Source organism: Paraburkholderia hayleyella (genome assembly GCF_009455685.1).
Classification (GTDB): Bacteria; Pseudomonadota; Gammaproteobacteria; order Burkholderiales; family Burkholderiaceae; genus Paraburkholderia; species Paraburkholderia hayleyella.
Window position 1 is genome coordinate 1,644,954 of the sequence record NZ_QPES01000001.1, and the last position, 20,713, is coordinate 1,665,666.

Genomic DNA, 20,713 nt, shown 5'->3' on the forward strand with positions numbered 1-20,713 from the left:
TCTGTTGCAAAGAGACTCTTGTGCCACGCAGCATGACTTTTTACGAGGCAAAAGAATTTTTCACATCATGAAATTCGATAAAGCCAGGGATGTCCTGTTCACGCGAAAAATTGCGGAAAAATCAGGCGAAAAAAAACCGCCTGACCGGGAAATCCTGATCAGACGGTTTTTTCGAGCCGCACGGGCTCGATGCATGCGCCCGTGCTGGTGCTACCGCACCCGTTATGGCGTTTAGCCGCCGCGACGCGAGCTGCTGCGTGTGCCTTCGCTGCGGCGTGCGCCGTAGCCGTCACGCGAACCGCCCGTGCCCGCCGAAGACTTGCCGCTCCAGCCACCACCACCGGCTGGCTTGCTACCGCCGCCACTGCCGCCGCCGCCAAAGCGACGGCCACCACCGCCGCCGCCGCCCGGACGGCCACGGCCGCCAGCGAAACCACCGCGGCCGCCACTGGAAGCCGTCTTGCGCGGCTCGAAGCCGGCCACGACGTTCACGGCCAGCGGTGTGCGGACAAAGCGTTCGATGCGCTTGAGCGCACCTTGCTCGGCGTGATGCACGAGGCTGACAGCAATACCTGAGCGTCCAGCACGGCCGGTACGGCCGATGCGGTGAACGTAATCTTCGGCGAACTTCGGCAGATCGTAGTTGAACACGTGCGTGATGCCCGGAATATCAATGCCACGTGCCGCGACATCGGTGGCGACGAGTACTCGTACCTTGCGCTCACGCAACGCACGGATGGTCCGGTTGCGCGCACCTTGAGGCAGATCGCCATGCAAGGCCGCTGATTCAAAACCGGCATCCGCCAGACGGCCCGCGAGCTGGTCCGCATCGTTTTTGGTTGCGGTAAACACGATGGCCTGATCGAGGCCTGCATCGCGCAGCAGGTGATCGAGCAAACGATCCTTGTGATCGCGGTCATCCACGTAATGCACCGTTTGCGCGATATTGGCGCGCTGTTCAAGACGCTGGACGATTTCGATGCGTTCCGGGTTTTTCAGCAAACGGCCGGTCAGGGAGCTGATCTTGCCGTCGAGCGTGGCCGAAAACAGCATGGTTTGACGCGATGTCGGCGTGGCGGCCACGATGGTTTCGATATCGTCGATAAAGCCCATGTCGAGCATGCGGTCGGCTTCGTCGAGCACGAGGATTTGCAACTGCGACAGGTCAATCCGGCCGCGTTCGAGGTGATCGAGCAGACGGCCCGGCGTGGCCACCAGGATTTCAGGGTTTTTTGCCAGCAGCATCAGTTGCTGGCCATAAGCGACGCCCCCGAGAATGCTCACCGTGCGCAGGCGCTTGAGGTGCTTGCCGTAGGTTGATGCGGCGCTGGTGACTTGCATCGCCAGCTCACGGGTGGGGGTTAGCACCAGCAGGCTGGGGCGTGCCACCGGCTGCGGCCGGCGGGTACGGCCACCGGCCGCAGCGTCACGGGGTTCGCGCGGCTGGCTGGCTTGAGTTTTTTGCAACTGGGCGAAACGTTCGATGGCCGGCAGCATGAACGCGGCGGTTTTGCCCGAACCGGTCGGGCTCGAAACCAGCAGGTCGCGGCCAGCGATGGCAGCAGGGATGGCGCGTTGTTGCACAGGGGTGGGGTTTTGATAGCCGGCGGCCGTCAGCGCCGAGACAATTTCTGGCGACAGGCCGAGCGAGGCAAACGATGGGCCTTCGGCTTCGGCCGGTGCAGCGGCCATTTGCGCCTCGGGCGCAATGGCGGAAATCGGGGTGGGAGCGGCAACCACGGGGCTGGCGGCAGGCGTTGTGGCTGGCGTATCGAGGCCGAGAACCTGATCGGCGATGCTGTTCATGGGGCTGGGGGTATTGCTCGAAGTCATGAGAATCCTTGAAACACAGGGAATAAAACGTCGGAATAAAACGTCGGCGCCAATCGGCATACCCAAGTCGTCGGATTCCGCGAGCAAAATAACCGCGAACAAATCGAAAAACGGGGGCAACTCGCTTGCGATGCGGGCGAGTGTTTAGTTAGAAGCTGTATCGGGTGCAACATGCCAACCTGGCGTGTCGCCAGCCGGGTGCCTGGGATAGGACTGACCGTAAAGGCCTGGGCAGGAGGGGACAGTTTCTGAACTGGATTGGAGCAAAACGCTACGAAGCGCCGCGCTGCAGAGGCCGCGAAGTACCAAGCGGCACAAACAGGAAAAGCGCTAAGCCCGCATTATAGCGGGCTTTTGCTGCGCTGCGCCACTTTTTAAGACAATTCCTGGATAATTCGATGCTGACCGGGCTGTGAGCCCGGTCAGCGCCCGGTCTGTGTCCGGTTTGTGTTCGATTTGTGTCCGCTCGACCCGGGCGAAATCAAGGTAAATGGTGGTTGAATGACTCGCTTTTTAAGCCGCCGTGCCATTTTTCAGTGATTCAACCAGTTCGACGTATTGCTGTTTCGCTGTGTCCGGTGCGGTGCCCTTGAGCGCAGTCCAGGCGTCGTATTTGTATTTGCCGACGATATCGGTGAAACCCGGCTTGTCGCCTTGTACATCGCCATCGGTGGCCTGCTTGAAGAGCGCGTAAAGCCGCAGCAAGGTCAGGTTGCCCGGGCGCTCGGAGAGCTGTTTGACATCGTCCTGGGCCTGGGTGAACTGGGTGTGGAGGTCGCTCATAAAAAGTGTGTCGTACAAGTTGAGGGTTGAGGATAGAGAAGAAGAGCGGCCGATCATAGCAAGCACGGCCTGGTTTGAGGTCAATCCATCATCTGGATGCTGATTCGCTGCTGCCGCATGTCCGGCATGTCCGGCATGTCCGGCATGCTCGTTTAGGCCCACCCTCTAGCCCAGCCAAACAGTGCAGCGAGATGTGCTTGCCCCCCTGAAGAAGCCCGCGAGCGGGACGAAACCTCGCATTACAATACCGCCCATGAAGCAAAACCCGACTCAAACCGTGCTACTCGCACTCGATACCTCGACCGAATTTTGTTCGGTCGCTCTTTTGTCCACCGGGTCTGTCGAATCCGCCCGCTCCGGCGCGGCGGGCCAGGCTTCGCCGCCACCGCGTTTGTGGTTACGCCACGAGGCCACCGGCGCCGTGTCTAGCGCCCGTCTATTGCCCGCCATCCGCGAACTCTTCGACGAAGCCCAGTTGCCACTCGCGGCGTGCCAGGCGATTGCGTTGGGGGCCGGCCCGGGTTCGTTCACGGGCTTGCGGACCGCGACCGGCGTGGCCCAGGGGCTGGCCTTTGGCCTGAACTGCCCCGTGGTGCCCGTGAGCACCTTGCTGGTCTGTGCCGAAAGCGCACGTTTGCGCGATCCGGCCGCCACGCGCGTGCTGGTGGCGCTTGATGCCCGGATGGACGAGGTCTATTGGGCCGACTACGCGTGGGACGATCCTTCTGGCGAGTGGCTCACCGTGCATCCGGCCGCGCTCGATGCGCCAGGGCACCTGAGCCTGCCCGAGGTACCGTTCACGCTGGCAGGGAATGCCGCGGCGGTGTTCGGCGCGCGTCTGGCGGCGGCAGCACAGGCCCGCGAGGTGGATCACGCCGCGCTGCCGCATGCGCAGCCACTCGCGCTCGCCGCGCTACGCGCCTGGCAAGCGGGGCGCAGCGTACCCGCCGCCGAAGCGAGGCCCGACTACATTCGCAACAAGGTGGCACAGACCAGCGCCGAACGCGCGGCAGCCAAAGCCGGGCAGGCGCGGCCGGGTGACGCGTGAGCGAGGCACGGCTCATGGAGCGCTACCTGTTGTCCATGACACTGGCTGATCTGGACGAAGTGGTGGCCATCGAAACCGCTGCTTATGAATTTCCGTGGAGCCGGGGCAATTTCACGGATTCACTGCGCAGTGGCCATCGCGGAATTTGCCTGCGTCACGTCACGGGAACCTTGCTGGGGTATTGCGTGCTGATGCCGGTGGTGGACGAGATGCATCTGCTCAACCTCTGTGTCGCGCCCACGGCGCAGCGCGGGGGGCTCGGGCTCGCGCTGCTGCTTGAGGCGGTCCGCGTGACGCGCAGCGAGCAGCTCGCCAGCCTGTTGCTCGAGGTGCGGCCTTCCAATCAGGCGGCGATCCGGCTTTATGAGCGTTTTGGTTTTGTCTCGATTGGCCGCCGTAAAAACTATTATCCGGCCCGCCCCCCTGGCCGGGAGGATGCGATTGTGATGCGTTATTCACTGATTTCACAGACAGAAGAGGGCGCAGATGGCGCTGCATGAATGTGCTGAATTCGCTGAATTCGCGCTGGAAGAGTTAGGGCTCGCGCCATGCTGGCGCCTAAGGGGGCATGAGCCGCGTGTGGCGGAGGTGTCCGCTGAAGCCTCTGTCGCCCGTGCTGCCGGAGGTGACGCCATGGCTGGGCCGCTAGCGCCGCCATCATCTGCGGCCACAGTGGCCACTGTGGCCGACGTGCTATCCACGATGGACGGCGTGCCACTTGCCCGCAGCGCCGCTCGCCCGACACGCGCCGCGCCGCCTGGGCCGGTCATCGCGCCGCCGCCTGACGACAGCGATGCTTACGCGTGGTTCGATGATTTGCCCGCAACACCGCCGACGCCGAGGACACCCGCGACACCCGCGACGCCCGCAACGCCCGCAACGCCCGATATTCGCCGCGAAGCGCCGCTTGCCACGGAAACCGGGCGAGACCTGGTGGCGCGGCTCGATTGGGATGCACTCGGCGCACGCGTGGCCAACTGCGAAGCCTGCCGGTTGTGCGAAAAACGCCGCCATACCGTATTTGGCGTGGGCGACCGCAACGCGGACTGGATGCTGGTCGGTGAAGCGCCTGGCGAAAATGAAGATCGTCTCGGCGAGCCCTTCGTCGGCCAGGCGGGCAAGCTGCTCGACAGCATGCTGCACTCGCTGGCGCTCGCGCGCGACACCAACGTCTACATCACCAACGTGATCAAATGCCGCCCGCCTGGCAACCGCAACCCCGAGCCCGATGAGGTTGCGCGCTGCGAGCCGTATTTGCAGCGCCAACTGACGCTGGTCCAGCCGAAGCTGATCGTCGCCTTTGGCCGTTTCGCGGCGCAAACGCTCTTGCGCAGCACGGCGAGCATTGCCTCGCTACGCGGCCGGGTGCACGACTACGAAGGTGTGCCCGTGATCGTGACCTATCACCCGGCCTACCTGTTGCGCAGCTTGCCCGAGAAAGCACGCGCCTGGCAGGATTTGTGCCTGGCGCGCGAGACCTGGCGGCGTATCGCCACCGCATCCAACCCCTGATAGCCGCCGGGCATGCCCAACGTACCCGTCGCGCCCGACACGCTGGATACCCTGCGTGATCCGCTGCTGCGCGATCTGGCGTGGCTGCTGTTTAGCCCAGGCTTGCTGCGCGCTCCGGCTGTCAGCCTCGCTACGCTATTCGAAACACCCGCTGCTGCCGCCGGTACGCTGGACTGGCTGCATGCCCTCGATGCAACGGGCGTCCCCGCCTTGCATGAAGCGATGGATCAGACCCGTGGTTCGCTGCCGGGTCGGCGCCTGGGTCCGCGGTTGGGGCCGCGGTTGGGGCCGCGTTTAGGTCCGCGTTTAGGTCATTACGCGGAAAACCTGCTCGCCTGGTATTTCCAGCATGGGCCGGGCCTGCGCCTCGTGGCCGCCAACGTGACGCTGCGCCGTGGCGGCGTGACCCTCGGCGAATGCGACTTCCTGCTGCATTCGCCGCGCGGCGAGCCGTTGCACTGGGAGCTGGCCGTCAAGTGCTATCTCCACGTCGAAACCGGCCGTTTGCAGTTGATGGATTATGTCGGCCCGAACTTGCAGGACCGCTTTGATCGCAAGCTGGCCCATTTGCTCGGACATCAGTTGCCGCTCAGCGAGCATGAAGCTTTCAGGGCGCTGGGCTACGCCGGGCCGTGGCGGCAACAGATGCTGGTGAAAGGCTGGCTGTTTTATCGCCGTGGCGAGGCGGCCGCTGATCCGGAGCCGCTCGAGCCCGCGCATGCGCGCGGCTGGTGGGTGACGCGCGCCGAATGGCATGCATGGGCGATGGGCCTGGCGGAACAGGTCAGCCATTCAGGCCAGAGCGGCCGGTGGCGCATGTTGCGGCGTCTGGAATGGCTCGCGCCGCGCCGTGAGGCGGCGGATGTGTTCGCCTCCGATCCTGCGAGCGCAACGGCTTTCATGACAATTGACGCGCTGGCCGCGTTCTTCACCCAGCAGAACAGCCCCGTGCTGGTGGCGCTATTCAGTGTCGATGAGGCGGGGTGTCAGCGCGAAATCTCAAGAGGTTTTGTGGTGGCCAATGATTGGCCGCAGCAGGCGCTGGCATTTGCGCTGGCGTAAATCACCACGGCGCCCACGGGCCCGCCGCTACCTGTTACCACCACCGGTAGAAATGATGCACCGGGCCGACGCCATGGCCGACCTCCAGCCGCGTGCTGTGTTCCAGCGCACCGGTCAGATACGTTTTGGCCGCGCTCACGGCCTCTGCCAACGTTTCGTGCTGGAGCGCCAGCGCGGCGATGGCAGCGGACAAGGTACAGCCGGTGCCATGCGTGTTGCGCACCGGAACGCGCGGCCCGCCCACGCGCAATGTGCCGTGCGCCTCGATGAGCCAGTCAGGGCTGTCGGGGGCAGGCAGATGCCCGCCTTTCATCAGTACCGCTTGCGCGCCAAGCGCACGCAGCGCCTCGCCCTGATCCCGCATGGCGGCTTCGTCGGTGGCGCTGAGCGTGCCTAACAGGGCGGCGGCTTCGGGCAGGTTGGGGGTCAGCAGGGTCGCCAGCGGCAGCAGCTCGTCACGCAATGCCGCGACGGCGTCGGGTGCGAGCAGCGCATGCTGGCTTTTCGCAATCATCACGGTGTCGAGCACCACATGCGCGGGCCGGTAGCGCTCGAGCGCGCGGGCCACCGCCCGCACGATTGACGCGTTAGCCAGCATGCCGATCTTGACCGCATCAATGCGAATGTCGTCGAACACCGCGTCGATCTGCGCGCTGATAAAAGCCGCATCGGGCGTATGGATCGCACTGACACCGCGCGTGTTTTGCGCGGTGAGCGCGGTAATCACGCTCGCGCCGTAAGCGCCGAGCGCGGAGAAGGTTTTCAGGTCGGCCTGAATGCCCGCGCCACCACCGGAATCCGAGCCGGCGATGGTCAGGACGTGGGGAAGCGCTTGCCTCATGAGAAGGACAACCCGGTCAATGTTTGGCTTCGCCGATGAGCGCCACGGAATCGTGCAGCCGCTGGTTGGCCTGATGACGCCGCATCACGAGCCACATCATCAGACACACGAAGGTGCCGAACAGCACGATGACCAGCGAGACCGGCACCTCCAGCCAGACCAGTACCGCATACAGGCACAGCATCACGAGCACGGAGAGGTTTTCGTTGAAGTTTTGCACCGCGATCGAATGTCCCGCTGACAGCAGCACATGGCCGCGATGCTGCAGCAGCGCATTCATGGGCACGACAAAAAAGCCCGAGAGCCCGCCCACGATCATCAGGAAAAAATAGGCGAGGATCAGATAGCCGGGCACATGAATGCGGCCATAGTAGACGCCCCAATGCACGGGGAACAGGTCGCGGGTATAGAACGCCATCAGCATCACCGAGACCCCCATCGCAATGCCAACGGGCAGCACGCTCAGGGATTTTTTCAGGGGAATGCGCGCGGCGGCGATGATCGCGCCCGCCGCCACGCCGATGGCCACGACGGCCTGCAAAATGGCCGCCTCGGAGAGCGACATGCCTAGCGAAACCTCCGCCCACTTCAGCACAATGAACTGAAGCGTGGCCCCCGCGCCCCAGAACAGCGTGGTCACCGCCAGCGAGATCTGCCCGAGCTTGTCATGCCACAACACAGTAAAGCAGTCGGCGAAATCGGTGATGAGCTTGATCGGGCCGCGTTCCTGTTTCGGGTAGCGCGCGCCGGTATCGGGAATGCGCAGGTTGAAGAGCGCCGCGATGATGTAAATGGCCATGATGACGAGCATCGCGGCTTCGGCGGGCGAGTTCACCGATGGAATGTGGTGCTTGAGGATAGGCGCGGCGATATGCGGGTTGATGAGCGCGCCGCCCAGCACGGTGCCGAGAATGATCGAACTGACCGTGGTGCCCTCGATCCAGCCGTTGGCCGCGACCAGCCGGTCAGGTGGCAGCAGCTCGGTGAGAATGCCGTACTTGGCGGGCGAATAGGCTGCTGCGCCAAAACCGACGATGCCATAAGCGATCAGGGGGTGGGCGCCGAACAGCATGGTCAGGCAGCCAGCGATCTTGATCGTGTTGGTGATGAACATCACGTGCCCTTTCGGGCGAGAGTCGGCGAAAGCGCCGACAAAGGCCGCCAGCACGACGTAGGAGAGCACGAAGAACAGCTTCAGCAACGGCGTCATCCAGTTCGGCGCGTGAAGATCTTTCAGCAGGGCAATGGCGGCGATCAGAAGCGCATTGTCGGCCAGCGACGAAAAAAACTGCGCGGCCATGATGGTGTAAAAACCTTTTTTCATCTGATGCGATGCTGTCCTCGCTACGGCTCGTCGGCGCTGGCCAGAGAGCCAGGCGTCGGGGCGTATTCCGTTCGAAATGGGTTGTGCGCACGGCTTTATATCATGAAAATAGGCGGGCTCGGCCCGCTGTCTTGCCTCGGCAGATTGCCTTCTGCCAGGCGCCAGGCGTCCCGGCACCCGCTTGGGGTCAGATAAGTTCCTGATTCACAAGTGTCTTTATTGAGTGCTTTAGCTTGATGCCGTTGTTTCGCGCGCTGTTTTGTGCGTTGTTTTGTGCGTTGTTTCGTGTTTCCTGTCTTTTGTTTTTCTCTTTATTGTTTTTCTACCTTTCTGACCCGTCCACCTCATGCCTCGCCCGCTCTCCGCCACGATCCATACAGCCGCACTGGCCCACAACCTCACTGTCGCCCGCCGCTTTGCGCCGAACTCGAAAATCTGGGCAGTCGTCAAAGCCAATGCTTACGGGCATGGCGTAGCGCGTGTCTTTCCTGGCTTGCGCGCCACCGATGGCTTCGGCCTGCTCGATCTCGACGAAGCCGTGAAACTGCGCGAACTCGGTTGGGCCGGGCCGATCCTGTTGCTCGAAGGCTTTTTCCGCACGACCGATCTCGACGTGATCGACCGCTACAGCCTGACCACCACGCTCCATTCGGATGAACAGCTGCGCATGCTTGAGCTGGCGCGGCTGTCGAAGCCGGTCAATATCCAGTTGAAGATGAATAGCGGCATGAACCGCCTTGGCTATACGCCGGAGCGTTTCCGCGCCGCCTGGGAGCGGGCTCGCGCGGCGCAGGGGGTGGGGCAGATCACGTTGATGAGTCACTTTTCCGATGCGGATGGCGAGCGCGGCATCGCCGGGCAGTTGGCGGTGTTCGAGCGCGGCGCGCAAGGTATTGCCGGGGCGCGCAGTCTCGCCAATTCGGCGGCGACGCTGTGGCATCCCGAGTCGCATTTCGACTGGGTGCGCCCAGGCATCATGCTGTATGGCGCCTCGCCTTCGGGTCTTCACGCGGCGATCAGGGACACCGGGCTGCAACCGGCGATGACGCTGGCCTCCGAGCTGATTGCGATCCAGACCCTGGCCGCGGGCCAGACAGTGGGTTATGGCTCGGTCTTCACGGCGCGGGGGCCGATGCGCCTTGGCGTGGTTGCTTGCGGTTATGCCGATGGTTACCCGCGCATGGCGCCAGAGGGCACGCCGGTGATGGTCGATGGCGTGCTGACCCGGATCGTGGGCCGGGTGTCGATGGATATGCTGACGGTGGATCTGACGCCGTGTCCGGCGGCCAATGTCGGCACGCCGGTTGAGCTGTGGGGGCCGTCGCTGCCCATCGATACAGTAGCGAACACGTGCGGCACGGTGGGCTACGAGCTGATGTGCGCTGTCGCGCCGCGGGTGCCGATGCGGGGAGCGTAAGCGCGCACGGGCATCGCCAGCATGGAAAGGGTTGGCAGGTATTGGCCTGGTATTCACCTGATATTGGCAGGCAATCAGTACCAGGCCGCAATTAATCGCAATTATTAATAGACAGCAAGCAGTAACAGGACGGATGCGTGGCCAAACCGAAGACTTTGTATACCTGTAGTGAATGCGGCGCCCAGGCGCCGAAGTGGCAAGGCCAGTGCGCGGCCTGCGGCGCGTGGAACACGCTGCTCGAAGGCGTGGCGGAATCGCCCGCGGCGCATCGCTTCCAGTCGCTCGCCAAAAGCGCGCCGGTGCAGCGGCTGGCCGATATCGAGGCTTCCGATGTGCCGCGCTTTTCGACGGGGGTCGGCGAGTTCGACCGGGTGCTAGGCGGCGGCCTGGTAGCAGGCGGCGTCGTGCTGATCGGCGGCGACCCCGGTATTGGCAAATCAACCCTGCTGCTGCAGGCGCTCGGTGAAATCGCCCATGAACGCCGCGCGCTTTATATCAGCGGCGAAGAATCGGCGGCGCAGATTGCCTTGCGCGCCCAGCGGCTGGCGCTGCTCGATCCGGGTTCGGGAGCCAGCGAACTCAAACTGCTGGCCGAGATTCAACTCGAGAAAATCCAGGCGACCCTCGTGGCCGAACGCCCCGACGTGGCAGTGGTGGATTCGATCCAGACCATTTATTCCGAAGCCCTGACTTCGGCGCCAGGCTCGGTGGCCCAGGTCCGCGAATGCGCGGCGCAACTGACGCGCATCGCCAAGCAAACCGGCACGGCGATCATCATGGTTGGCCATGTGACGAAGGAAGGGCATCTCGCGGGCCCGCGCGTGCTCGAGCATATCGTCGATACCGTGCTGTACTTCGAGGGCGATACGCATTCGTCGTTTCGCCTGGTGCGTGCGTTCAAGAACCGTTTTGGCGCGGTCAACGAACTGGGCGTGTTTGCGATGACCGAGCGCGGTTTGCGCGGCGTGACCAACCCCTCGGCGCTTTTTTTGTCGCAGCATGAGCAGCCGGTGCCGGGCTCTTGCGTGCTGGTGACCCAGGAGGGTTCGCGGCCCTTGCTGGTCGAGGTTCAGGCGCTGGTCGATACGGCTCATGTGCCGAACCCGCGGCGTCTCGCGGTGGGGCTGGAGCAAAACCGTCTGGCGCTGCTGCTCGCGGTGCTGCACCGGCATGCGGGTATCGCCTGCTTCGATCAGGACGTGTTTCTGAACGCCGTGGGCGGTGTCAAGATCACCGAGCCCGCCGCCGATCTCGCGGTGCTGCTGGCGATCCATTCATCAATGCGCAACAAGCCGCTGCCCAAAGGGCTGGTGGTGTTTGGCGAGGTCGGGCTGGCGGGCGAGATCCGGCCCTCGCCGCGCGGCCAGGAGCGTCTGAAGGAAGCCGCCAAGCTGGGGTTTTCGCAGGCGCTGATTCCAAAGGCGAATGCCCCGAAGCAGCCGATCGAGGGCTTGCAGGTGATCGCCGTGGAGCGCATCGAGCAGGCGATCGACCGGGTTCGGGCGCTCGAATAGCGTGGCGGCCCGCTTGGGGCCTGCTTGGGTTTGGCCTTCGGCTGGCAGGGTACCGCAGGGGGCAAGCCCGGGCCGTCCTGGCCGCCTGCTCGTTAGCCGATTTGTTCCAGTTCCTCGTGGATCTCAAGCCACTCAGCTTCGAGCGTTTCCAGCCGCGAGGCGATGTCCGCCTGGCGCCGGATGGTTTCGGTCAGACGGGTTTTCTGCTCCGCCTCATAACTGGCGGGATCGGCCACGATGCCGTCGAGTATCGTTTTCTCGCTATTGAGCGCGTCCATTTCTTTTTCGATTTTGCCGATCCGGTTTTGCAAGGGTTTTTTCAGGTGCGCCAGTTTTTGCCGCGTTTGAGCGTCCTGACGCCGTTGCTCCTTGCGCTTCGGGCCCGTCTCCACGTCGTTTGCGTTCGCGGCGCTCAAGCCGCTGCCGCTCGCCTTGAGCGCCGCCCGCTGTGCTGCCGCGTGTTGCAGCAGCCAGTCACGATAATCGTCGAGATCGCCGTCGAACGGCTGCAGGCGGTGCTGGGCGACCAGCATGAACTGATCGGTCGTGGCGCGCAGCAGATGGCGGTCATGGGACACCAGGATCAGCGTGCCTTCGAACTGCGCCAGCGCCATGGTCAAGGCGTGCCGCGTTTCGAGATCGAGGTGATTGGTCGGCTCGTCGAGCAAAAGCAGGTTGGGCTTTTGCCAGATGATCAGCGCGAGGGCGAGCCGGGCTTTCTCTCCGCCTGAAAAAGGCGCGATGGCGCTGGTGGCCATTTCGCCGGAGAAATTAAAGCTGCCGAGAAAGTCGCGCAGTTCCTGCTCCCGCGTATCCGGCGCGAGCCGCACCAGATGTTGCAGCGGGGATTCGGCCGGGCGCAGGGTTTCGAGCTGGTGCTGGGCAAAGTAGCCGATGCGCAGGCCACGGCCTGCGCGCACCTCGCCACCGAGCGGCGCAAGCGTGCCCGCCAGCGTTTTGATGAGGGTCGATTTACCTTGACCGTTGGCGCCCAGCAGGCCGATCCGTTGACCGTTCTGAATAGACAGCGTGACCTGTTCGACGATCGGCACCTCGCCGTCTTCGGTGCGATAGCCGCAGCGGACATCTTCCAGCACCAGCATCGGATTGGGCGCGGCGTCGGGCGTGCGGAACTCGAAGGTGAAGGGCGAGGCCGCGTGGGCGGGCGCGATCAGTTCCATTTTTTCGAGCGCCTTCATCCGGCTTTGCGCCTGGCGGGCTTTGGAAGCCTTGGCCTTGAAGCGGTCGATAAAGCTTTGCAGATGAGCGACGGTTTTTTGCTGCTTTTGATAAGCGCTTTGCTGGAGCGCCAGATGCTGCGCACGCAGGATTTCGAACTGTGAGTAGTTGCCGCCGTAGCGTTTGATCTGCTGTTGTTCCAGATGCAGCGTCACATTGCAGACCGAATCGAGGAATTCGCGGTCGTGTGAGATCACGATCAGCGTGCCGGGATAGCGATGCAACCAATCTTCCAGCCAGACGATGGCGTCGAGATCCAGGTGGTTGGTGGGTTCGTCGAGCAGCAGCAAATCCGAGCGGCACATGAGCGCCTGCGCCAGATTGAGCCGCATGCGCCAGCCACCGGAAAACTGGCTCACGTTTTCAAGGGTTTGCTCGAGCGTGAAGCCGAGGCCCAGCAGCAAGGTTTGCGCGCGGGCGGGGGCGGTGTAGCCGTCGGCATCGGCGAAGGCCGTGTGGGCTTCGGCCTCGGCCGCGCCATCGTGCGCGGCGGCGGCCGCCGCGATGCGCGCCTCGATTGCGCGCAATGCGGCATCGCCGTCGAGCGTATAGGCCAACGCGGTTTGTTCGACGGCTGGGGTTTCTTGCGCGACGTGGGCGATTTGCCACGAGGGAGGGAGTGAAAAATCGCCCGCATCGGCGTGCAGCTCACCTAGCAGCACGCTAAAGAGTGTGGATTTGCCCGCGCCGTTGGCGCCGATAAGACCGGCTTTTTCGCCAGGATTGAGCGCAAATGTGGTGTGCTCGAAGAGCGGCTTGGTGCCGCGTGCAAGGCTGAACTGGCTAAAACGGATCACAGGAAGGCCGACTTGGAAAAAGCGCTATTTTAGACTGCGCGGCAACAGGCCGCGACTAGCCATTGGGTCTCGTCCATCCGGCCGAATGTCGTACATGTTTTTTTACCCTAGACTGACGTTTTTCCGGAGCCCCTATGTCCCCTATGCCCCCTACATCTTCTGCTGATTCGCCCATTTATTCTTTTAGCGCCCGCACGCTGGGCGGCGAGACGGTCAACCTCGAGCAGTACCGCGGCAAGGTGCTGCTGATTGTCAACACCGCGAGCGAGTGTGGTTTTACGCCCCAGTACGCGGGGCTGCAAAAACTGCACGACACCTACGCGGCGCGCGGTCTGGCGGTTTTGGCTTTTCCCTGCAACCAGTTCGGCAAACAGGAGCCGGGTGACGCCGCGCAAATCGGCAGCTTTTGCGCCAAGAACTATGGCGTGTCGTTTGCGCTGTTCGACAAAATCGAGGTCAATGGGGCCCATGCGCATCCGTTGTACCGCTATCTGACGCAAGAAGCCCCCGGCTTGCTGGGGCTCGAAGCCATCAAGTGGAATTTCACCAAGTTTCTGGTTAACCGCGATGCGACGGTGATTACGCGCTATGCGCCGCTGACCAAACCGGAGGCGCTGGCGGTGGATATTGAGCAATGCTTGTAGGAGAAGGTGGGGGGCATGAGAGGGTTGGCGTCACCGCCCAGTCAGACAATCAGGGTAGACAGCCAGGGGAGCCCAAGTCCGGCCGCCCTTGGCCCTCATCATCCCGGTGCCCTCACAACAGCGGCGCAAACAGCCGCGCCAGATGCATCGCCATGCGCCGCCAGCCAGGGGCTTTGCGATATTCATCTGAATTGATTTCAAGCGCCTGGCTGAAGTCATGCAGCAGCATCGTTTCGACTTCAGCGGCAAAATGCCGGTCCACCGTGAGCACCATGATTTCGAAGTTCAGCCGCAGCGAGCGGTTGTCGAGATTGGCGCTGCCGATAGCCGCCGCCACGCTGTCGATCAGGATCACTTTTTGGTGCAAAAAGCCTGGCTGATAGCGAAAAATCCGTACCCCTGCACAGACGGAATCGAAGGCATAGAGCTTCGATGCCTCGAATACCACCCGATGGTCACGGCGGCACGGAATCAGGATGCGCACGTCCACGCCACGCAATACCGCCAGCCGGAGCGCGGCAAACACCGCCTCATCCGGCACCAGGTAAGGCGTGGTGAGCCAGATCCGTTCACGGGCGGCGCTGATCGCTTCGACCAGAAAGAGCGAGCCGGTTTCTTGCTGGTCCGCCGGGCCACTGGCCATCACGAGACAGTGCATCGGGCCGCTCACGTCATCGGGCGCACTCGGCTCGAATGACAACTGCTGGCGTGTCGCCCAATGCCAGTCCTCGCTGAAAATCACCTGGATCGCCGCGACGGCTGGGCCGCGCACTTCAATATGGGTATCGCGCCAGGGAGAGAGCGGTGGTTTGGCGCCGAGATACTCGACGCCGACATTCAACCCGCCAACGAAACCCCGCTTGCCGTCCACCACGACAATCTTGCGGTGATTGCGAAAGTTGAGCTGGAAGCGGTTGACGAAGCGCCGCGTCGAAAACGGATGGGTTTCCACGCCGCCTGCGCGCAACGCCGCGATATAGCTATGCGGCAGATCGAAACTGCCGATGCTGTCGTACAGGAAGTAAACCCGCACGCCCTCCGCGGCACGTGCCAGCAGCGCATCCTTGAGCATCGCGCCGAGCGCATCGTCGCGCACGATAAAAAACTGCACGATGATGTAGCGGCGCGCCTCGGCAATGGCCTCGAAGATCGCGCTGAATGTGGCTTCGCCGTTTACGAGCGTGCGCACTGAATTGCCGCTCAAAAAGGGCATGCCCGCCAGGCGGGTGAGCGAACGTACCAGCGAGTGGCCGAGATCGGCGGCGGGCTGGCCGAAGGTGGAGGTATGCGCGCTCCATTCGTCCTGATGCTGCTGCCAGCGTAAGGTTTCGCGTCCGGCGTGCGGCACGTCGTCATAACCGGTGAAGCGGCTGCGTCCGAGAAACAGATACGGCACCAGCGTCAGGTAAGGCATGGCGACCAGTGACACGGCCCAGGCGACAGCGCCCTGCGAGGTGCGGGTGTGCAAGATGGCGTGGCAGGCGGCGAGCATCCCAAGCAGATGCGCGAGTGCCACAAGCGGGGCGAGATGAAGCAAATCGTATTTCATAGGCGTGCCGGAACCTCCAGAAACATGCCGCCGGCAGGGCGCTCGGAGCACATCGCGCATCTTACCGAATGCCCCGCAGGATTGACGCGCGCGCGGCACCCGCCATGAAGGCCCCGCGGCGTCAGCCCCTAGCGCGGCAGGTCGCTCGCCTGAAGCAGAAACACGTTGTCGTCGCCCGCGCTGGTCGACAGCCAGACCAGATCGAGCCCGCCAAACGCGGCTTCGACATGGGCGCGCTCGTTGCCGATCTCGATGACCAAAATACCGTCTTCCGTGAGCCAGTCGCGGGCGCGCGTGATGATTCGCCGCACCACATCCATGCCATCCGCGCCGCCGGCCAGCGCCATTTCGGGCTCGTGCCGGTATTCCTCGGGCAAGACCTGCATCGAGGCGCTATTGACATACGGCGGGTTCGCCAAGATCACGTCATAGCGCCGAGGCGCGAGCGGGGCGAACAGATCGCCTTCGAAAAGCGCAATCCGTTCATCGAGCCCGTAGGTTTCGACGTTCAGCGCTGCGACTTCGAGTGCCGCGGGCGACAGATCCACGGCGTCGATATCCGCGTTTGGAAAAGCCTCGGCAGCGAGAATCGCCAGGCACCCCGAGCCGGTGCATAACTCGAGCACGGCGCTGACATGGTCCGGATCGCTGACATAGGGCTGAAGGCCATCGTTTAACAGTTCGCCGATAAACGAGCGCGGCACGATCACGCGTTCATCGACGAAAAACCGCACGCCGTGCATCCATGCCTCCTGGGTGATGTAAGCGGCGGGTATGCGGTCGGTGGCGCGCCGCTCGATCACGTTGAGCACGGTGTCGATTTCCTCGGGACGCAGGTGCGCGTCCAGAAAGGGGTCGAGCAAATCGAGCGGTAGATGCAGCGTATGCAAGATCAGATACGCCGCCTCGTCATAGGCGTTGGCGCAGCCGTGGCCGAAGGCCAGCTCCGCCTGGTTGAAACGGGTCACGGCGAAGCGCAGCAGGTCGCGGATCGTGGAAAACGGTTGATTCATGGCAGACAGCGTCCTTCCTGGGTAATCAGGGTAATCAGGCTAATCAGGCAACAAGTTGTTCGAGCACGCGGCGATAGATGTTTTTCAGTGGCTCGATAAAGGCGACGTCGATATGTTCGTCGATTTTGTGAATGCTGCCGTTAGGCGGACCAAATTCGATCACCTGGGGGCAGATGCGGGCGATAAAGCGTCCGTCCGACGTGCCGCCGGTGGTCGAGAGTTCCGGATAGAGGCCGGTTTCGGCGTGAATGGCGTGCTCCAGCGCACCCGAGAGCTCGCCGCGCGGGGTCAGGAACGGCAGGCCGCTCACGGTCCAGTGCAAGTCGTATTCGAGGCCGTGGCGCGCGAGGATGGCGGCCACGCGTTGTTGCAGGCCTTCCACGGTGCTGGCCGTCGAAAAGCGGAAGTTAAACAGCACCTCGGCATGGCCCGCGATGACATTGGTCGCGCCGGTGCCCGCATGGAGGTTCGAGACTTGCCAGGTGGTGGGGGGAAAGTATTCGTTGCCTTCGTCCCAGCGCTCAGCCACCAGTTCCGCGAGCGCGGGCGCGAGCAGGTGCACCGGGTTGCGCGCCAGATGCGGGTACGCGATATGGCCTTGCACGCCTTTGACGGTGAGCTTGCCCGACATCGACCCGCGCCGGCCGTTTTTCAGCATGTCGCCGAGCGTGACGCTGGAGGTGGGTTCGCCAACGATGCAGTAATCGAGGCGCTCGCCGCGTGCCTGCAGGGCCTCGACCACCTTGACCGTGCCATCGGTGGCCGGGCCTTCTTCGTCGCTGGTGAGGAGAAACGCGAGCGTGCCGCGATGCGCGGGATGAGCCGCGACGAACTCTTCGCTGGCAACGACGAAGGCTGCCAGCGACGCTTTCATATCGGCGGCGCCGCGGCCGTAGAGCTTGCCGTCGCGGTGCGTGGGTTCGAAGGGGGGCGAGCGCCATTGTTCGAGCGGCCCGGTGGGGACGACATCGGTATGTCCGGCAAAGACGAGCAACTTGCCCTGGGCGGCGGAACCGGTGCCCGCCGTGCCGCGCTTGACGGCCCAGAGGTTGGTCACGCCGTGCGATTCGAGGGTCTCGCAGGTAAAGCCGAGCGCCGCGAGGCGCTCGCCCAGCAGCGCCTGGCAATGCTGGTCATCAGGCGTGACGGAGGCGCGGGCGATAAGTTGTTCGGTGAGGGCGAGTGTGCCTGACATGGATGGAGAGAAAAACGCTGGGCGGAATGAAAAAATGCCGGCACTCAGGGCCGGCGGCGGCATGGCGTGCGGACACGCCCTGTACTGAACTGAACCGAAGCTTGCATGGAATGCCTGAAGCACGTTCAGGCAAACAGCGTGGCGTATTGCTCCGCCGAAAACCCCAATGCCTTGACACGGCCATTGACCACCACCACGGGCCGCTTGATGACCGACGGTTTGTGGATCATCAGTGCGATCGCGCCGGCCTCGGTATCGGCGGCAGCCTTCAGGTCATCGGACAAACCCCGCCATGTGGTGCCGCGCCGGTTCAGCAGCGCCTCAAGCGAGACATCCTTGAGCCAGTCCTGCACGAGCGGGGCGGTGACTCCGGCCTTTTTGAAATCGTGAAACTCGAACTCGACACCGTGTTCTTCCAGCCAGACACGGGCTTTTTTCACGGTGTCGCAGTTCGGAATGCCATAGACGACCGTTTTGGGCGCGACCATCAGTCGCCTCGCAGCAGTTCGTTGAGGCTGACCTTGGCCCGGGTTTGGGCATCGACCTTCTTGACGATCACCGCGCAATAGAGGCTGTACGAACCATCCTGGGACGGCAGGTTGCCCGCCACCACCACCGAGCCGGCCGGAATGCGGCCATAGGTGACCGAGCCGGTGGCGCGGTCGTAAATCTTCGTGCTCTGGCCGAGATACACGCCCATCGAAATCACCGAGTTTTCTTCGACGATCACGCCTTCGACCACTTCGGAGCGCGCACCGATAAAGCAGTTGTCTTCGATGATGACGGGGTTGGCTTGCAGCGGCTCCAGCACGCCGCCAATGCCCACGCCGCCCGACAGGTGCACGTTCTTGCCGATCTGCGCACATGACCCGACCGTAGCCCAGGTGTCGACCATCGTGCCTTCGTCGACGTAAGCGCCGATGTTGGTGTAAGACGGCATCAGCACCACGTTTTTACCAATGAAAGCACCCCGGCGCGCTATCGCGGGCGGCACGACGCGAAAGCCGCCCGCGGCGAAATCGGCGGCGCTGTAATGGGCGAACTTGGAGGGCACCTTGTCGTAGAACTGCGTGTAGCCGCCTGCGGGCATGACAGCGTTGTCTTCCAGACGAAACGACAGCAACACCGCTTTTTTCAGCCATTGATGCACGATCCATTCGCCGTTTTGCTTTTCGGCGACGCGCAGCGTGCCTTGATCGAGCGCTTCAAGCACATGGGCGACGGCTTCGCGCACTTCGGCGGGCGCGGCTTTCGGCGAGAGTTCGGCACGGTTGTCCCAGGCGGTGTCGATGATGAGCTGCAGGGAAGATTGCGACATAGAGGTGGCTTGCATGGGCATGTAAAAGGGAAAGAGGATGAACCGGGCGCGTCGGGGGCGGCGCGGTTCAGGCGATTGTCCGCGCCGGTAACGCGCGGCAGAAATCGACGATGCGTTGCGCGCCGCTCTGGCATTCGTCGCTGCCCGCGACCAGCGCCAGCCGCACGAACTGGCTGCCAGGATTGGTGCCGTGGGCCATGCGCGCCAGATAAGAGCCGGGCAAAACCGTCACATTATAGTCGGCGAACAAACGCTGGGCGAAGGCCGTATCGGTGAGCCCGGTGCGCGACACATCGGCCCACAGGTAAAACGCGGCGTCGGGCCAACGCACGTCCAGTACCTCGGCCAGCATCGGCGTGACGGTGTTGAACTTGTGCAGGTACTGCGCGCGGTTGTCGCGCACGTGGGTTTCATCGCCCCAGGCCGCGGTGCTGGCCGCCTGGTAGACCGGCGACAGCGCCGCGCCATGATAGGTGCGGTACAGCAAAAAACGCTTGAGCAGCGCAGCATCGCCCGCGACAAAGCCGGAGCGCATGCCTGGCACGTTCGAGCGCTTGGACAGGCTGGAGAGGATCACCAGACGCTCAAAGTTCCGCCCAAGCTGCTGCGCGGCCTGCAGGGCGCCGAGCGGCGGCGCGGCTTCGTCGAAGTAGATTTCGGAATAACACTCGTCGGAGGCGATAACAAAGCCGTGCTGGTCCGACAGCGCGAAGAGTTCGCGCCAGTCATCCAGTGTCAGCACGGCTCCCGTCGGATTGCCCGGCGAGCAGACGTAGAGCAGTTGCGTGCGCGCCCAGATAGCCGCGGGCACCGCGGTGTAATCGCAGGCGAAATTGCGCGTCGGGTCGCTGTTGACGAAATAGGGCTCGGCGCCGGCCAGCAACGCGGCGCCTTCGTAGATTTGATAGAACGGGTTCGGACAGAGGACGACCGGCGGATTGAGCGCGCCTCGCGTCGGATCGACCACCGTTTGCGCCAGCGAGAACAGTGCTTCGCGCGAACCCGCGACGGGCAGGACTTCGGTGAGCGGATCAAGCGCGCTCAGGTGATAGCGCTGCTTGAGCCAGCGCGCGATGGCTTCGCGCAGCGGCGCTGAACCTGCCGTGGCGGGATAGGCCGCGAGGCCGTCGAGCGACGCTACCACGGCCTCGCGGATCAGCGCCGGAGTGGGGTGCTTGGGCTCGCCAATGCCGAAGCTGACCGGCGTCAGATGGGCGGGCGGCACGATGCCCTGGAACAGCGCGCGAAGCTTTTCGAAGGGGTAAGGCTGGAGAGCGTCGAGTCGTGGATTCACGGGGTTTACCGGGAAAAAGAAGAGGGAAGAGGCAAAAAGAGAAAGAGAAAGAGAGAAGGAGGCAAAAACTCAGGTAGAGGCGAAGCGTCAGGCGGCGAACGAAGCGGTTGATTCTGTTGATGGCCTGGGGGCGCGACGCGAGACACGAGACCTGATGCCGACCATGAGGCCCACTTTGAGTGGCCGCTGCGCGGTAGTCGTTCCATGTGCCGTTGCCGCGTGCTTATTTAAGCTGCGGCGATTATAGCGTGGCGCTCTTCGGCGTCTTGGCGTTCCGCCGGATGCGGGACGCGGCGGGTAGCGTGTTTCATGCAAGCTTCGCCTGGGCCA

The 20,713-nt window shown here is 63.3% G+C and carries 18 protein-coding genes; 7 read left to right on the forward strand and 11 right to left on the reverse strand.

All coding sequences use genetic code 11. From position 1 onward, the window contains the following. Window positions 1–231: 231 nt before the first annotated feature. Together GH657_RS07430 and GH657_RS07435 are read right to left on the reverse strand one after the other, a co-directional pair. Complete coding sequence (locus GH657_RS07430) at window positions 232–1,833, reverse strand: DEAD/DEAH box helicase (RefSeq protein ID WP_153100114.1); 1,602 nt, start codon at window positions 1,831–1,833, stop codon at window positions 232–234. 513 nt (window positions 1,834–2,346) lie between these two features. Beyond that, complete coding sequence (locus GH657_RS07435) at window positions 2,347–2,616, reverse strand: acyl-CoA-binding protein (protein ID WP_153100115.1); 270 nt, start codon at window positions 2,614–2,616, stop codon at window positions 2,347–2,349. Window positions 2,617–2,869: 253 nt separating this feature from the next. On the opposite strand from GH657_RS07435, the gene tsaB reads away from it, so the two are divergent. From tsaB to GH657_RS07455, 4 genes are read left to right on the forward strand one after another with little or no spacing between them, the layout of a single operon-like run. Next, window positions 2,870–3,664 (forward strand): tRNA (adenosine(37)-N6)-threonylcarbamoyltransferase complex dimerization subunit type 1 TsaB, encoded by a 795-nt coding sequence (gene tsaB, locus GH657_RS07440; RefSeq protein WP_153100116.1) that lies wholly within the window; start codon window positions 2,870–2,872, stop codon window positions 3,662–3,664. Next, entirely contained in the window at window positions 3,661–4,164 is a 504-nt protein-coding gene (gene rimI, locus GH657_RS07445) for a ribosomal protein S18-alanine N-acetyltransferase (RefSeq protein ID WP_174769905.1), read from the forward strand. Before tsaB ends, rimI begins: the two co-directional genes overlap by 4 nt. Beyond that, the gene (locus GH657_RS07450) at window positions 4,151–5,176 is read left to right on the forward strand and encodes a uracil-DNA glycosylase (protein ID WP_153100117.1); all 1,026 of its coding nucleotides are present in this window, start codon (window positions 4,151–4,153) and stop codon (window positions 5,174–5,176) included. Before rimI ends, GH657_RS07450 begins: the two co-directional genes overlap by 14 nt. A gap of 12 nt (window positions 5,177–5,188) precedes the next feature. Continuing rightward, complete coding sequence (locus GH657_RS07455; RefSeq protein ID WP_153100118.1) at window positions 5,189–6,238, forward strand: DUF1853 family protein; 1,050 nt, start codon at window positions 5,189–5,191, stop codon at window positions 6,236–6,238. A 34-nt stretch (window positions 6,239–6,272) separates the two neighbouring features. Here GH657_RS07455 and thiD read toward each other — a convergent pair whose 3' ends face one another. Both thiD and lplT read right to left on the reverse strand, forming a co-directional pair. Then, on the reverse strand, window positions 6,273–7,079 hold the full coding sequence (gene thiD, locus GH657_RS07460) for a bifunctional hydroxymethylpyrimidine kinase/phosphomethylpyrimidine kinase (protein WP_153100119.1): 807 nt from the start codon (window positions 7,077–7,079) through the stop codon (window positions 6,273–6,275). A gap of 16 nt (window positions 7,080–7,095) precedes the next feature. Next, on the reverse strand, window positions 7,096–8,403 hold the full coding sequence (lplT, locus tag GH657_RS07465) for a lysophospholipid transporter LplT (RefSeq protein ID WP_153100120.1): 1,308 nt from the start codon (window positions 8,401–8,403) through the stop codon (window positions 7,096–7,098). A gap of 346 nt (window positions 8,404–8,749) precedes the next feature. On the opposite strand from lplT, the gene alr reads away from it, so the two are divergent. After that, window positions 8,750–9,820: an alanine racemase gene (gene alr / locus GH657_RS07470; RefSeq protein WP_153100121.1), complete on the forward strand. Its 1,071-nt coding sequence runs from the start codon at window positions 8,750–8,752 to the stop codon at window positions 9,818–9,820. A 137-nt stretch (window positions 9,821–9,957) separates the two neighbouring features. Further along, window positions 9,958–11,334: a DNA repair protein RadA gene (gene radA, locus GH657_RS07475; protein WP_153100122.1), complete on the forward strand. Its 1,377-nt coding sequence runs from the start codon at window positions 9,958–9,960 to the stop codon at window positions 11,332–11,334. Window positions 11,335–11,426: 92 nt separating this feature from the next. Here radA and GH657_RS07480 read toward each other — a convergent pair whose 3' ends face one another. Next, window positions 11,427–13,370, reverse strand: a complete 1,944-nt coding sequence (locus GH657_RS07480; RefSeq protein WP_153100123.1) for an ATP-binding cassette domain-containing protein — start codon at window positions 13,368–13,370, stop codon at window positions 11,427–11,429. Between the two features lie 143 nt (window positions 13,371–13,513). Between GH657_RS07480 and GH657_RS07485 the strand changes: the two genes are divergently transcribed. After that, window positions 13,514–14,014 carry a glutathione peroxidase gene (locus GH657_RS07485; RefSeq protein ID WP_153101679.1) on the forward strand — a complete coding sequence of 167 codons (501 nt, stop codon included), beginning with the start codon at window positions 13,514–13,516 and terminating at the stop codon, window positions 14,012–14,014. A 112-nt stretch (window positions 14,015–14,126) separates the two neighbouring features. Here the strand turns inward: GH657_RS07485 and cls are convergent, their stop codons facing one another. The 6 genes from cls to dapC form a co-directional block, all read right to left on the reverse strand. Then, window positions 14,127–15,563 (reverse strand): cardiolipin synthase, encoded by a 1,437-nt coding sequence (gene cls / locus GH657_RS07490; protein ID WP_153100124.1) that lies wholly within the window; start codon window positions 15,561–15,563, stop codon window positions 14,127–14,129. 128 nt (window positions 15,564–15,691) lie between these two features. After that, window positions 15,692–16,576 carry a 50S ribosomal protein L3 N(5)-glutamine methyltransferase gene (prmB, locus tag GH657_RS07495; protein ID WP_153100125.1) on the reverse strand — a complete coding sequence of 295 codons (885 nt, stop codon included), beginning with the start codon at window positions 16,574–16,576 and terminating at the stop codon, window positions 15,692–15,694. A 43-nt stretch (window positions 16,577–16,619) separates the two neighbouring features. Continuing rightward, entirely contained in the window at window positions 16,620–17,771 is a 1,152-nt protein-coding gene (gene dapE, locus GH657_RS07500) for a succinyl-diaminopimelate desuccinylase (protein WP_153100126.1), read from the reverse strand. Window positions 17,772–17,896: 125 nt separating this feature from the next. Continuing rightward, window positions 17,897–18,259: an ArsC family reductase gene (locus tag GH657_RS07505; RefSeq protein ID WP_153100127.1), complete on the reverse strand. Its 363-nt coding sequence runs from the start codon at window positions 18,257–18,259 to the stop codon at window positions 17,897–17,899. Next, window positions 18,259–19,089: a 2,3,4,5-tetrahydropyridine-2,6-dicarboxylate N-succinyltransferase gene (dapD, locus tag GH657_RS07510; protein ID WP_153100128.1), complete on the reverse strand. Its 831-nt coding sequence runs from the start codon at window positions 19,087–19,089 to the stop codon at window positions 18,259–18,261. Before dapD ends, GH657_RS07505 begins: the two co-directional genes overlap by 1 nt. Before the next feature lie 67 nt (window positions 19,090–19,156). Next, on the reverse strand, window positions 19,157–20,383 hold the full coding sequence (gene dapC, locus GH657_RS07515; RefSeq protein ID WP_153100129.1) for a succinyldiaminopimelate transaminase: 1,227 nt from the start codon (window positions 20,381–20,383) through the stop codon (window positions 19,157–19,159). Window positions 20,384–20,713: the final 330 nt, after the last annotated feature.